Origin of the sequence: Pseudoalteromonas sp. J010 (assembly GCF_003934235.1) — a bacterium.
Taxonomy (GTDB): domain Bacteria; phylum Pseudomonadota; class Gammaproteobacteria; order Enterobacterales; family Alteromonadaceae; genus Pseudoalteromonas; species Pseudoalteromonas peptidolytica.
In genome coordinates this window covers 19,175-34,310 of record NZ_RDBW01000048.1, presented here as the reverse complement: position 1 = coordinate 34,310, position 15,136 = coordinate 19,175, and the positions used below count along the sequence as shown (strand labels likewise).

Below are 15,136 nucleotides of genomic sequence, written 5' to 3'. Positions count from 1 at the left end.
TTTCACCACCTTGTAGTATAGAATGAAACCAAGGATTACATAACTGAATATCGGCTTAATGAATGAAGTTAGCTTTTCTAGAAAAGTTAAAGAAGTTAAATTTGGATCTTGGTCATTAGATCCAAAGCGTCAAACCATCTCAGATGGTGAAGTCGAAAGAGAGTTAGAGCCACTACTATTTAACATTTTATGTTATCTGATAATTAATAATGACCAAATAATCACTCGCCAAAATCTAATTGAAGACGTCTGGTGCCAAGGTTATGTTGATGACAATGCGATTAACCGCGCAATGTCTGAACTCCGTAAGGTACTAAAATCAGAACGTCAGAAGGGCACAGTTGTCAAAACTCACCATCGCAAAGGTTACAGCTTTTTCTTAGAGCCTTCGCTAATCTATCATTCAACATCAGCTCCTTCGGATATTTCGCCAATAATCAATGAGAAAACACCAGGAAATGTTTCTCAAAGTACTTCACGTAGCAAGTCGTTGTGGTTATCCAAAAAACCAGTATTACTCTTTTTTAGTTGTTTGCTGTTATTGATCTTAGTTGCACTGTATTTTTCCAAACGTACGCTACCGCGCGCTACGGAGCAGCCTTTAGTGGAAAAATTATATTCTGAAAAAGTGCTATCTTGGATGAATGGCAAATACAATATGCTGAAATTATCGCCTGATAAAAGCCATGCCGCTTTTTCTTTTACCCCGATAGGCAAGCTAAAAAGTACACTAGTCGTGAAAGATTTGCGTAGTGGGCAGGAGCGGCGCTTTGCTGAAGCTGATGTTAATTATTTCCCTATGGGGTGGTCTATTGATGGTAGCCACTTGTTTTATCGGGTTCTCGATATAAAAAATAAGAGCTGTGAGATCTGGACGATAAGCAGAGATTTTGAGACAAAAAACAAACCTCTATTTTCATGCGAGCTACGGACAATATTCGGCGCTGAGGTTGCTCCAAATACGTTTGTTTATACTAAAAGTAATTATCGAAATAGAGATGAGTTATCAGCTTTGGTGAGCAGAAACCTCGTTACTGGCGATGAGTTTCAGATCACTTCACCCAACCTAAACTCGTTCGGTGATCACTTTCTGCATTATGAGAATGAACTGGATAGTGTTTTCTTTGAGAGAAGGCACTTTGGATATTCTGAGTTATATATGACCGGTGTTGATGGTGGAAACTTGGTCAAACTACATCAGTCGGAAAGTCGCATTTGGGCACTTAGCTATAACAAAGCAAATCATTCCATCATATGGATGCTTCCTTTGCAAAAAGTAATCATTGAGTACTCATTAGACAAGCGGGCAGTGGTCAACAGAATAAAACTAACAAACGACAATTACTACTCAAGTTATGAAGCGCTGAGTCTGGATAAGCTTTTGGTGGTTGATTATCCGTTCACGCATCAAATACAGGGTCTAGATACGCAAAGCTTAGCACATACTATATTTCCAGCAGTTAAAAATATTTATACAGCCTCTTTGCCCCAAGACGATGGCTTCTTTATTATCGCAGCTGAAGTATCAGACTTTGTACTTTATGAAACGAACAAAGAAATAGAAAACTTAACCAAGCGACTGGTTAAAAGTGAGCACTTTATTCCAAAGTATCAATCGGAAACAAAAACCTTACTGCTACAATTTAAGAATCATATAGAAGTATACAATACGCAGACTTGGAAATTACTCTCTTCGTTCGATGTGCAAGGAACCATTCTGTCTTCCAGCATATTAAGCAATGGCACTATAGGTTATGTGGTATCGCAAAAGAATAAAAATGTCGCTAGTACATACTCTATTGAGACCGGGCAAACTTCAACCTTACCGCTGCAAGATGTGGTATGGTTTTCTAAGTTGAATGAAAACATCTACGTTTATCTATCTGCAAAAGACAAACTCACCTTCTTTGATATTAATTTGGGCCGAGTCGTTGAAGCCATTGCATTGCCCAAAGCGGTAACCCAGCACTCTATCGTTGTGGCTGAGCAGCACATTTACCACTCAGATGGCCATAGTATTTACGCTATTCATTACAACGACACTGTCAAGATAGACAAACTGCATACTGTGTCAGAGCGTGATGTGATTAAGACGCTGAAATACCATAAAGGCATACTCTACTTTGATCTGTTGCAATCTAAAAGCAACCACTTAATTGAGTTACAGCTAGTGGATGGCAGCTCGTCGCATTAACCTTTATCTTTAAATTTGTATTTGTCGATTCTTATTGCACTTAAGTGGAACGTTTCACACTGTTACGTAGCCATTTCATTGGCTGAACTACTCACTGTATCCTCAGTCATGACTTTTCTGTAAACCCTCAGTCAAATAGAGTGACTTATTCTAACCTTATGCCATACATGAACTGCTTCACTTTTTTAGGGGAGTAACATTTTTGCGTGTATCAACGCAACTCATATGTTGATTTTCACTGTGTAAAAAAGACTTTTATCAAATAAAGCCCGCATTCAGAGAGCGCTTTTAGGTGCTGCAAACCTTATGGAATAAAAACATATAAAAATATCAATACAAATCAAAGTTTTAGCTCTTTATATTTGGAGGGGATATAAGATTTTCGAAGTTCAAAAGTTGAATTAGGTTGGCTATTGTTTAATGGCTGGCAGGGAAAACGCCACAACTTAAAAAACTTAAAAAAATTAAAAAACAACAATAACTACTTCGAGGAAAAGAGCCATGAAACTAGTAATCAAAAAGAAAAACCTAAAGCAGCTTTCAAACAAAAACGTAATCTCTGCGATGGAAACGAATAAAGTCTTTGGTGCGGTTAACCTCGTGACTAATAGCAATGAGGCTGCTTCAAATGGTGACAAAGGAAGAGGTGTTGACGATTACACCAGTATTACTGTGATGTGTTAATTATTATCCAAATGAGTTAATACACATTTTGACTTATTAACTTACTAAATGAGTTATTAGGTATCTAAAGTATCAAGCTTAGCTAAATGAACAACAGTAGGAGCTAGCTCATTGAGGAAAAGCGTAAAAGATAGCTGCTTGCTGTAAGTACGGTAACCATAACCGGGGAAGTTAGTATTACCGTGTTATGGAATGCTCAGAATTTCTCGCATCGTTTAATGTCGTGGCGATAATGGGGCAAAGCAGCGCTGTATTTAAGTTGCTTAATAATAGAGGAGAATCTGTTGGCTAGTTTAAGCTTAGCATTACCAATTTTATTATCACTAGGGGTCGAAGGTAATCTAAATATTGTTCGCCCTAGTGAAACTTTTTACTACCTGATGGAAGACGGAGTTGTGTTAGAGTTACCTGTTAAGTTGGGTGATAGGGTTGAAGAGGGGGAGTTGATACTAAAGTATAATTCTGCGAAAACATCACTGGTAAAAGAAATTGATGCCAAAAGTCCTGGGTATATAGACTTCAAGATAGATCCCCCAGGTAGTGCCGTAATACCCGCGGGGACGTTGATGGTTAAGGTAAAAAGTCCTAAGGTATTTGCTTCTTTTTACACCTCCCATGCGAAAAACCACACTGTTGGTAGCTCTTTATGGTTTTGCAACAAGACTAAGAATATAAAATTTACTGTGAGTGATATATATAACGATAGCTTACTGGTTTCTTTTGATTGGCCGATGTCAGATATAAAGGTGGACGAACTACTTCCCAGCAATGTTACGCTTCATAATGACGAAGGCTTTTGCAATCGAAAGTAGCGTACACTGCGTTGGGTTAGACATGTTCATCGCTGTATCAAACTAGTTATCGTGTAAAGCTGTATACTCAATTAAGTACAAAACCGCGCTTTCATATTCTGCTTTTGTGAACTTACTTGTTTTTCCCAAAAATAAGGGGTATTTATTTACTCACCACGAGCTGCGTATTGATAGTAAATTCAATGTAGTTGGTATCACAACCGGCTGTCAGAAAGGTATTAGTTATTAATAATATAAGCTAGCTAATACCACTTCTCGAAATTTTATAGTTATTAACTGATTGAAATACAAGCTAATCTTGGTTTTTCTAAGGCGTTCCGCCGATAATTCTTAATTTCTCTCACTAATATAACCTCACTTATGGCTGGCAAGAGTTTACCGAAGCCAATGCTATACCAATTAGACTTAATACTTACTCAATTTTAAGGGGTAAATCTGGAGCTAGCTGCATTACAAGTGTCTTATGTCAAACCACTAAACCGCAGTATTCTGATTTGCCTATAGAAAGTAGTTATCGCAACTTGAGCTGTATGTGACGGCGATGATTACCGGGTTGAGATAGTGCTGTGGCGCAAGCCATAATTAATACCACCGCGGTCATCACACCAATTGTAATCCATATTACACCTCAAACTCTTGTGAGGGCGTTTAGGTGAAAGCTCTATTTTTCACTTGCCTTATTACCTACCCTTTAAAAAGAGAGTGTTAGTCGCTGGTGCTTACGCTTTCTTATGCAATAGGTCGCTGGCAATGTAATGCGTAAATAAGGCTTCTTTGGTGCAAGTTTGCTGATAGGGGATTGTAAGCGTTTAAAGCGATATTGGTCGTACCACTTGATTATGGCACCTAGTGGGATCGAGAATGTTTAATTTTACAACAGTTGATAGGTCTATCGCCCCAAAGCTGAATAGTTAGCAGGATAATACCGTTATTTACAAGTAAGTGATAAAGGCATAATAAGTTGGGTTATATATCTGTTTTATATGCTTTTATTTTTATTTTTATGATTTTGACAGGCCGCTGTTTTGAGCTCACTATTCAATTCGAGGAACAAACACAATAAACACAATAAAAACTTACTTAAATGCTTCTTGAGGTGAATGATGGATATCTTAAAAAATTTAGATGAGAAACTCCCACTCGCAAATTTTGGCGGTTTGAAAATGTTGATGGTGAGGCTAGAACAGGTGCAATCAGGAGTTGAGTTGACTTCATTTTTAAAGAATGAAGCGACAACAAATGGATATGCTGTATTAGGTATGCTTGATTACAATCCAACTTCTTCTTCAAAATATACATTGTCTACATTTGGCGACCTGAGTGATGAGCTTATTGCATCGCTCGATAATGAGTCTAGCTACTTACATTGCCGCCATGGCTATAGGATAAAGCAAATGGATCAGACGCTAAACGGTGGTGTATATCTGCTACCGTTACGTGGTGTCAGTGGTATTTGTGGCGGCCTAATATTTAATGTACCTGAAAACCTTGATGCTTACGGTAGCATTGATCTCATTGACTGGTACTGGACTTTACTCTCACCATATTTACTTGAAGCTGCATTACGATGCAGAAGCGATCAGATCAATATCACTAAACGTGAAAAAGATTGCTTAAAGTGGGCTAGTGAAGGCAAGACCTCTTGGGAAATAAGCCAGATCCTAGACATTTCAGAAAGAACGGTAAACTTTCATTTATCAAACTGTGTTACCAAGACCGATAGTGCTAACCGCCAACAAGCAATTGTTAAATGTATAGTGAAAAACCTAATCTAATTAACCACAGCGCAGGTTAATTAATAAAAACTAACGAAAAAGTGGCGATGGCCCTGAATTGTTAGCGCGTGAGTCTAGCGCTTGTTTGGAAGAGTCTCATTGCATGATTCTCGCTTATGGTTTGCTACAAATGTGTTGTATTTATGACAGGTTATTAGTGTATTTGAGCTGGCTATAATGAATGCTTTCGAGGCTCCACAGACTCTACGTTGTGGTGTTTAACGAGCCAAAGATCTTGGTGTCTGCGTGTGAAGGTCAAATAAAATTTTTGAGGTATTTGTATGTTGTTGAAGATAGTTGATGTTTCAGAAAGTGAGTATGGTACTTACCAATTAAACGTGTCCCTAAATTATGGTGATGGTCATATATCATTTACGACTGAACCGTTTGATTCCCCGTTTTCAGGTAACTTGAAAGCGAATTTAGCCAAATACTTCTCATCTATCGTGAATACCACTCAATATGTATCAAGTCTAGATAGCCTAGTTGTTGCAGGTAAGCAACTTGGCGAAGCTCTTTTGGGGGAAGCGCATCAGTGTACGAAAGTGACTGATATTATACAAAGCCAAGGCTTCGACTCGCTAGATGTTGAAATAGAATCAAATAATATCAGTTTTTTTACTGAGCTTTGGGAAAGCTTAGTGCTGTTTGATACCCCATACACCCTGTCATCAGTGTCACGCTCTTTTAAACGCAAATGGATACCCAAAGAAATAAAAAACCATAAATTTACCGATATTGACCTCTCACTTAACTTAAAAATAGAGCAGAACAATGAACATGCAGAGATACTAAGTGCACTTAATGGTGCACCCAAGGAAAAGCCTGCGCTAACAGAAAACGATACTTTGAATATTGTCCATCAAGTGAGCCATACTAATTCGGTAACTCATGACAGTGTTAGTTATGCACTGCACTCCGCGCTGATGGGTATTGGTAGTAATCCGTTTGTAAATTATGAAGTCTCATGTGCAACAGATCTGCTTTGTGTTGATCAATGTCTTGGCAAAGCGCGCGGTTCAGTACATCTGTACCATTATGATGGTCCGATTATTACTAGCGATACGAATGAGCAGCTTTTTATCGTCTTGAATGAAGAAAAGGTTGAGTTACAAAAGTTGGTTGCGGTGTTGGTGAAACACAATATCCCTGTTTTGCTGATTTCCCCATCAGGCTGTGATACGGCAACGATGGCAAAAGTTGCTGAAGTCGTACACTCTGAGGGACTGGGCAATGTGGTGATGTTGCAACAGGCTTGCGACCCTTGGATAGCCAAGCAATGCTTTGAAAATGTGGTAGCGCAAATCCTTAAAGGTCATCCTCTGCATGTTGCTATTACCGAAGCCCGCAAGCAGCTGCAACATGAAATCACGCATACAAAAACTGCACAGGCTTGGCCTATCCTTGCACACTATAGTCAAAATAACGTGTATTTTTATCAAGCTGCGACTGGTTACACCTTAGATAGTTCTTTGTCAGATCATCATCAAATCAATAATAAACTGTTTGGATTCAAGCGCAGTATGTTGCCACCGGCTACTTCACCTGTCAGTGAAGTACATACTTTTGAGGTGTTGGCTCATTGTAATCCATCTGATGTTGAGCACAGTCGCCAGGTGATCCAATTATTCGGACAACACGGGGTCGGTAAAACGTATGTAACACACTTAGCTTGTGCGTATTGGGCGCATCGAGACGAAATTGATTTTGGCTTCTATTTTGATTTTTCTGACGAGGATTATTCCTTAGATGATATGCAGCAAATGATAGCGCCTGTGCTCGGATTAGATGTATCCAAAGCAAAAGAGGTGTGGCATGCGATGTCTGCGTTACGTGTTTGCTTTGTATTTGATAATGTGAATAAAGCCAAAGAGCAAAGCAACTTGCGTACAGTGATAAACGATCTCAGCAAAGCTGGTCATATTGTGCTTCTTGCTGATCACACTGAAGTACCCAAATTGGAATGCACTGCAAGTTTTGAGGTGTTACCACTGTGTCGTACATCGCAGTATATGCTCGCTAAGCAAATAACAGAAACCAGGCAAATTAATGATAAAGCTAAGGTTACAGACGCCTTACTGTCACACACTTTGGGTTTACCTTGGTTAATAAATAAAGTGATCCCCATGCTTTCGCAGCATACCAATGACGAACTTGTGGTGGAATTACAAAGTAATCTCACGGCTGCTGAAAACAAAGTTGAGCAGTTCAAACAATGGCAGTGGCAAAAACTAAGTACTTTTCTGAAGTCAGTATTAATTTTATCCAATGAAGTGCCAAACTTACTGCTCGAGCTACTGATGACAGCAACAGACCGTAACGAGCAATTTCCTCCCGCTCAACAGTATCTAGGTGCGTACAATGAAGCAAACTCTAAGTTATCTGAGGGTCTGAAAGTACTAGAGTGCTCAGGGTTTATCAAACTGTTACCGCATGGAAGAATAATAGATCCAGACTGCGCAGGTTTTATCCGTAATCAACGAGCTGATCTACATATTGAAGGGGTTGAAGAAGCGCAAATTCGGTTGTGGTTTAGTCAGATGTTATGCGAAGGGATCCGAGTGGCGAGTTTGCATGTTGTAAAACAGTCAAACCCGTTACTTAGCGATAGTTTGTTATTGAATCGACGTTATTGGGCAAAACATTTTGCAGTACTGTGGCGTGCCCAAGACTATAATGGCTTTTTTGCTGTGAAATTGGCTTTTGATAAGCTATTACAACAATTTCGTCTTGCTGATGAGAGTAAATACTGGGCGTTAAGCCTATTGACGGAGCATCCACTTGCAGCAGAGGAAGACCTTCAGTCAGAAACCACAATGGCGTGGTTAGTTTTGGCGAATGCTGCCATTGACATTGCCACAATAGATGAGTGTAAAGCGCTGTTCGATAACAATAGAAAATTAATGCAATGGTTTGAAAGCTGTCAGCACGACTTAGTAGAGACTCAACTGCCATTGTTCCACCAAGTGTCTTTATTTTTACAACATGCCAATCTCAAGCTGCAAGATTGGGAAACATGTATTCAGGTTAGTCATTTTTCAGCTCAAGTTTATACTGACTACCAAGCATGGTTAAAAGTGATTGCTTCGATAAAGTTTCTTATCACCTGCTACATCAAAGTGGGTGATCACGAAAAAGTAAGGGAGTGTGAGGCCCGTTTGCTGAATGAGATCCCTTATCAAGATGCACCTGAAGGTACGCAGTTGCAGCAAATGCTCAGTGTAACGCTTAATCGCATCGACAGAGATGAACTGGTAGGTGCACAAACCTTATTAGATAAAATGGTGCAACTAGACGGCAATAATAAACACGCTGATATGTTCGCTGGGCTGCAAAGTGATATTTTCTTCAAACAAGGAGAGTATGAAAAGACGTTACCTTTTTTATGTCAAGCATGGTGTAAGGCACTAGAAATACAATCAGAGCCTCAGTTAAAAGCGTTGCAAGAGCGGTTTTTAGAGATAGAAAAGCACTTGTCTGCGTCGGTATTCGAGTCCTTATTTTTGCACCATACCAGTGACACCACACCACTTCCGCAACATTACTCACCGGATCCTATGGCCGCATAAAGGTGGCCAAGATTGAGTGTGATGAATTAGGAGTAGGAGGGGCAAATGTTAATGCAATCAAGCGCTATTTGTGCACATGTCGAGCACATTAATCATTTTATTACAGCTCACGATACGGAGCATTTGCCATTGCAATCGGCAGGGCGCTTGGTGGTTTCTTCTTGTGAGTACAATATGCCAGCCTTTCATACTGATCTTTTTCAAGCATTAGAGATTACTCAACCAGATGTACTTGCAGGCGCGATTGATAAGCGCCTTGCTGAGTTTCTCGCAGGACGATTCTGCGCGGCTGCTGCGCTCAGAGCATTAGAGATAAAAAGTACTTATGTGGCGAGTAATGCGCAAAGGGCACCAGTGTGGCCGGTGGGATCTCTTGGTTCTATTTCTCATACAAACTCGCAAGCTGTGTGTATAGCTGGGCTTGGCGAAAACCTAGACTATATAGGTGCAGATATCGAAAACTGGATGAGTGAGAAAACGGCAAGTAACTTAACTTCCATGATTATAACTCCACAAGAAGCGCGACGGTTACACCGCAATGATGAAAGTCTAGTGCGATTATTGACAGTAGTCTTTTCTGCTAAAGAAAGCTTATATAAGGCTGTTTATCCATACGTTGGCAGAATATTTGGTTTCGAAGCAGCAGAGGTGGTGGAGATTTCAACACAACATCAGTTCGTTGATTTACGTATTAAGGAAGATTTATCGGCGCGAATATATGCAGGTTTGCTATTTCGGTGTCATTTTGAGTCTCGCCGCCACAGTGTGTTTACCTTCATGGCCGGTTGTTTACGGGAGAAAGCAGTAGATCTTATTAAAAAAGTTAACTGAGCAGGTTCAGGAAATGAAACTAATGTTGTTGCACACCAGGTGTGGATTTAAAAAACGTGGCTTCAGCAGTAGAACAATATTGAAAATATTAGCAATAGGAAACAGCGATGGTGGATGAAAAAATGGGGAGGGTAAATGGACATTAGTGTTGAGAAAAAAAGTGATAAGAATTATAAAAAGTACATAATCTATAGTGGCTTAGGCATATTATCGCTATTTTTAGGTAAATATCTTTGGTCTATGGGAAGTGCCGATTTTGCTGTTAATCGAGATACCGTCATCATTGGTGATGTGAAAAGAGGGCCATTTACGGTTTCCGTTAGAGGCTCAGGTACGCTGGTGGCAGATCAAGTGATGTGGGTGTCAACACGCACAGAAGCTAAGGTTGAAACGCGGCTAGTGAAAGCTGGGGATATGGTTAAAAAGGGAGATCTGATCGCGACCTTGAGTAACCATCAATTGATGAGAGAGTTAGAAGAGGCCAAATGGGAGTTAGAGGCGTTAATCGAAGAAGAAAGCGCGGCGAAAATCCAGCAAGAAACAACATTGCTTGAGCAAGAAGGGCTGATCTTAAACAATAAATTAGATTATGAAAAAAGTATTGATGTATATGAGGCACATAGTCAGCTAGTTGAAAGTGGGGCTGTATCAAGGCTCGACTTTAGAAGCCGTCGTGTCGAAATGGATCAGGCTCAGCAGCGTTGGCTATTGAGTCAAAAACAATTAGCGAAACTCAAAGAAAACATGGTAGCGCAGCGTAAATCTCAAGAAGCGAAGACTAAGCAAGCCCAAAATCGCTTTCATCGAATAAAGCAGCAAGTTGATGATCTTAATATTTATGCGAGCATGGATGCAGTCGTGCTTGAGGTGCCTATTGAGCCGGGCCAACAGCTTGCCATGGGGGGCAACATTGCCAAGCTTGCACAGCACGACCAATTAATTGCAGAGTTACTCATTCCTGAAATTCAGATCCGCAATGTTGCGCTAGGTCAGACCGCTGAGATAGATACTCGTAACAATAAAATCTCAGGGATTGTCTCCCGTATTGATCCTACTGTCATAAATGGCAACGTGAAAGTCGAAATCGAATTTGCTACCGTTTTACCTGACGATGCTAGGCCTGATTTAAGTGTGGATGGTGAAATAAAAATTGCTGAGTTGGAAGATGCGCTATTTATCGAGCGACCTCTATTTGCACAAACCAATAGCACAGGTACTTTGTATAAGCTGGACTCTGACAATGAATTAGTTGAGCGAGTTCATGTGCAATTTGGTAATGGATCTATGAGCTTTATTCAGATTGAAAGTGGCCTACGTCAAGGTGAGCGAGTGATCACCTCTGATCCAAGTCGATTCGAAGGATATGAAACATTTAGACTGAATTAGTGTTCGATGTAAATACCGTGCATAAATGCGTGGTATCTAATCACTAGGAGTAATATGTGGTGTGAGTTTGCCAGGCAAGCTCACCCCCTGCGACAAGGAGGTTCCTAGATTTGATGTCGATAAATAGAGTATTTACTCCAATCGTTTTGGTTGGGTGGAGTGATTTGGATGTGCTGTTGGCAAACTCACGGCTGAATTAATATCAAATTGTTTAATTAAGCGCGCTACTTTGAGGCGGGGAAAGCTGAACGATAACCGGGCAGAAATTTTACGATTTAGTTGTTCTAAATTAGAAATTTTTAGCGCGGTTAGGGTCAGACTTACTCCTTCAAAGTGAGGTCGTACGAACACAAATTGATATAGCAACAATGAGTTTATTTGAAGCCAAACAGAAGAATCATAATAACAATACGCTATTTCACCACCTGTGCGAAGGCAATGGAATAGCGCAAAATAAGGTAATAATAATGAGTAATATTTTGATAGATTTAAAAAACCTAGAAAAGGTTTTTCACACTGAAGATGTTGAAACATACGCATTAAGTGGTGTCTCTTTTTCGATTAGTAAGGGTGAATATATTTCTATTTCTGGCCCTTCTGGGTGTGGAAAATCAACTTTGCTGTCATTGTTAGGATTACTAGATGTGCCGACTGGTGGTAGTTACACATTAGCTGGCCATAACGTTACGGATATTTCCAAGGAGCAAAGAGCGAAAATTCGCAATAAAGAAATCGGATTTATCTTTCAGTCTTTCAATCTAATTAGCGATCTGTCTGTACTTGAAAATGTTGAACTACCTTTGACCTACCGCACTGATTTAGACAAAACACAAAGAAGGAAATTGGCAGAAGAAGCATTAGAAAAGGTCAACATGTCTCATCGCAATAGTCACTTCCCATCACAGCTTTCAGGCGGTCAGCAGCAGCGAGTCGCGATTGCCCGTGCAATAGCTGGTAACCCATCGGTAATCTTAGCGGATGAGCCAACCGGTAACTTAGACTCAAAAAATGCAGAGTCGGTAATGGAGTTACTCGATAAGCTCAATGCTGAAGGCACAACGATTTGTATGGTAACGCATGACCCGCGTTCTGCATCGAAAGCTGACCGCATCATTGAAGTACTAGATGGTCGAGTGGTAGCAGATAGACGAGTTTCTGATATTGATACTAGGGCTCTAGTCGGTGAAGAGAGCGTAACATCATGATTATAGAAGACTTAAAATATGCCTTTAGGTTGTTGTCAAAGAAAGCCAGCTTTGCTGCTTTGACAACAATCGTAATGGCATCAGGTATCGGACTGTGTGTATATTTATTCTCGTTCTTTAATACTATGGTATTCAAGGATTTACCATTTAAAGATAGTGAAACACTATTGCAGCTAAGCGCCTCACATAATGGCCTGCAAGATGGTAGCCCCTTATATTATGCTGATTACTTAGAGATTAAACGTAACCTCACCGATCTGACCGAGTTTAGTGCATATCGTGTATCAAACTTTAATGTAACGGTTAGAGAAGGAGCGCGTCGACTCAGCGGTGTCTTTGCGGATTCGAATATATTTGATCTCACGCGTGTGACGCCTATTCTAGGTCGCAGTTTTAGTGCCGCAGAAAACAGACAGGGTGCTGAGAAGGTCGCGGTAATTGGCTACAGCTTGTGGCAGAACCAATTTGCAGGTTCGCCTAATGTGATTGATCAAATGGTGCGTATCAATGGTGACAGTCACCGCATTATTGGGGTAATGCCGCAAGGCTACCTGTTTCCATCTAATACCGAGTTGTGGGTGCCATTAAGAGAAAGCACAACCTCTGATAACCGCACAGAGCAAAGTCAGGTGATTGCGGTAACACATGTAAAAGCGAATGTGTCACCGGAGGTTGTAAATCATCAGCTTGATGTCATTATGCAGCGCATTGCTGAGCGTTACCCTGAGACCAACAAAGGACTGTCTGCTTATGTTGCAGCGATCCCTATGGCGAGCCAAGGTGATACTGTTGGTATTATTTATTCCGCGCATATCGTCGCTATCCTGATTTTGGTGCTTGCATCTGTGAATGTTGGCAACCTATTTTTATCCCGTGCAATTGAGCGTGGAAAAGAAACCGCAATCCGCGTTGCCCTTGGCGCCCCTCGCGCTCGATTAATCGCTCAAATGGTGTGGGAGAGCGTTATCATTTGTGTATTGGGTGGACTGATTGGCTTAATTGGTATCAGCTGGGGATTGAATGTAACTGCATCGGTGATTAATGATCTGTTTGCAGGACAGCCGCCATATTGGTGGAATTTTGGTATTGATGCTTACACCATAACTCTTTTCTCTATTTTTATCGTATTTACGATTACGGTTACAGGTTTATTACCTGCATGGAAAAATTCAGGTGAAGATTTTAACCAGATCTTACGAGATGGTACTCGTGGCGCGATGGGTCGTAAAGCTGGACGCTTCAACCGTTTTCTTATTATCAGCGAAATATTTGTGTCTTTAGCTGTACTGATTGCATCATGCGCTATGCTATTAGGCATGTATAAAGCAACGCAAGCTGATTATGGTGCTGAGGTCGACAATACGCTGACTGCAAAACTAATGCTAAATAATACCAGCTACCCGAGCGAGCAAGATAAAGTTGCGTTCACCAATACATTATTGTCAAACCTAGAAGCGCAGTCGCGTTTGAGTAATGTTGTTGTAGCATCGGCACTGCCTGGCGAGTATGCCCAGTCATCGCCAGTTGCAGTGCAAGGGAAGGAATACCAAGGCCAAGGAAAAGACCGTTACCCGCAAGCAAACTATGTGCGCATATCTACAGATGGGCTAGAAAAATTACAAGTTCGCTTACTTGAAGGAAGACACTTTAATAGTGCAGATAAAGGATTAGATAAAAGCACTGTTATTGTGACAGAGAGCTTTGTGAAGCGCTACTTTGATGGTCAGTCTCCATTAGGAAAGCGTATCCGTATTGCCAATGATGATGGTAATGGGGCGCAGATTGAGTGGTTAAATGTTATTGGTGTCGTCGAGCACACCATTCATGGGCCGTCATTTGAATCGTCAGGTAAGCGTCCATCAGTATATCGTCCTGTGAGCCAAGCGCCAGTCATGCAGTTAACGATTGCAGCGGCGATGAACACGGCTCGTGCGGATGTGACGAATACGCTGCGCCAAACTGTCAGCTCTATAGACCCAGATATTCCTGTATTTAGAGTTGAGTCTTATGAAGAAATGATTTCACGCCATACCAGTGGCATGATGTTTATCGCGTCAGTATTTGGTTTGTTTGGTATCGCAGCTGTGTTCCTAGCAACAAGTGGTATTTATGGTGTTGTTGCCAATACGATTAATCAGAAAACCCAAGAAATAGGTATCAAGCGTGCGCTTGGAGCAACGGAAAAGATCGTGACCAAACAATTTTTAATGACTGGAGTGAAGCAATTACTATGGGGTGGGATCCCAGGCTTCGTGGTCGGTGTGTTAATGGCATTTGCGATGTCTTCAATGTTAGGTGTCTCTGAGGTTGACCTAATCATTGTCGCAGTGGTGATACTTTTCATCATCAGCGCTGCGGTACTATTCGCAACCTATGTACCAACAAAACGTGTAGTCGCTATGGAACCTAGCGAAGCACTGCGGTACGAGTAAATAAGATAAGCCTTATTAAGTAAGCAAAGACTACTGATAAGGCTTTATTAACCTGAGCTGCGGATAATTAATGCCTTTCTAGCAGCCAGTTTTAGTGCTAACTGCGTTGAATTCACTTCCAATAGCCAGCTATTGGTACGTAAATTCGCCTTGCCTACAGGATGTAGGTACCTTAGCGAGAGCAGGACGCGGGAGCGGTGTTTTCCCTAAAACTCTCTGGCTAGACAAGGAAAAAATTAAGTTGTGCT

Annotated in this window: 9 protein-coding genes; all 9 read left to right on the top strand. The window is 40.8% G+C overall.

Annotated elements, in window-relative coordinates:
- The first annotated feature begins 58 nt into the window (after window positions 1-58).
- Window positions 59-2,194: a winged helix-turn-helix domain-containing protein gene (locus EAG18_RS20440; RefSeq protein WP_125254210.1), complete on the top strand. Its 2,136-nt coding sequence runs from the start codon at window positions 59-61 to the stop codon at window positions 2,192-2,194.
- A 501-nt stretch (window positions 2,195-2,695) separates the two neighbouring features.
- Complete coding sequence (locus EAG18_RS20435; protein WP_125254209.1) at window positions 2,696-2,878, top strand: hypothetical protein; 183 nt, start codon at window positions 2,696-2,698, stop codon at window positions 2,876-2,878.
- Window positions 2,879-3,162: 284 nt separating this feature from the next.
- Window positions 3,163-3,690, top strand: coding sequence for a hypothetical protein (locus tag EAG18_RS20430; RefSeq protein ID WP_125254208.1), 528 nt, complete (start codon window positions 3,163-3,165; stop codon window positions 3,688-3,690).
- 1,103 nt (window positions 3,691-4,793) lie between these two features.
- Entirely contained in the window at window positions 4,794-5,465 is a 672-nt protein-coding gene (locus tag EAG18_RS20425; RefSeq protein ID WP_275557354.1) for a helix-turn-helix transcriptional regulator, read from the top strand.
- A 281-nt stretch (window positions 5,466-5,746) separates the two neighbouring features.
- Window positions 5,747-9,034: a hypothetical protein gene (locus EAG18_RS20420; protein WP_125254206.1), complete on the top strand. Its 3,288-nt coding sequence runs from the start codon at window positions 5,747-5,749 to the stop codon at window positions 9,032-9,034.
- 45 nt (window positions 9,035-9,079) lie between these two features.
- Window positions 9,080-9,865, top strand: a complete 786-nt coding sequence (locus EAG18_RS20415) for a 4'-phosphopantetheinyl transferase superfamily protein (RefSeq protein WP_125254205.1) — start codon at window positions 9,080-9,082, stop codon at window positions 9,863-9,865.
- 135 nt (window positions 9,866-10,000) lie between these two features.
- Window positions 10,001-11,251 (top strand): HlyD family efflux transporter periplasmic adaptor subunit, encoded by a 1,251-nt coding sequence (locus tag EAG18_RS20410; RefSeq protein WP_125254204.1) that lies wholly within the window; start codon window positions 10,001-10,003, stop codon window positions 11,249-11,251.
- A gap of 467 nt (window positions 11,252-11,718) precedes the next feature.
- Complete coding sequence (locus EAG18_RS20400; protein ID WP_125254202.1) at window positions 11,719-12,456, top strand: ABC transporter ATP-binding protein; 738 nt, start codon at window positions 11,719-11,721, stop codon at window positions 12,454-12,456.
- Window positions 12,453-14,888: an ABC transporter permease gene (locus EAG18_RS20395; RefSeq protein WP_125254201.1), complete on the top strand. Its 2,436-nt coding sequence runs from the start codon at window positions 12,453-12,455 to the stop codon at window positions 14,886-14,888. The genes EAG18_RS20400 and EAG18_RS20395 overlap by 4 nt, the downstream gene beginning before the upstream one ends.
- Window positions 14,889-15,136: the final 248 nt, after the last annotated feature.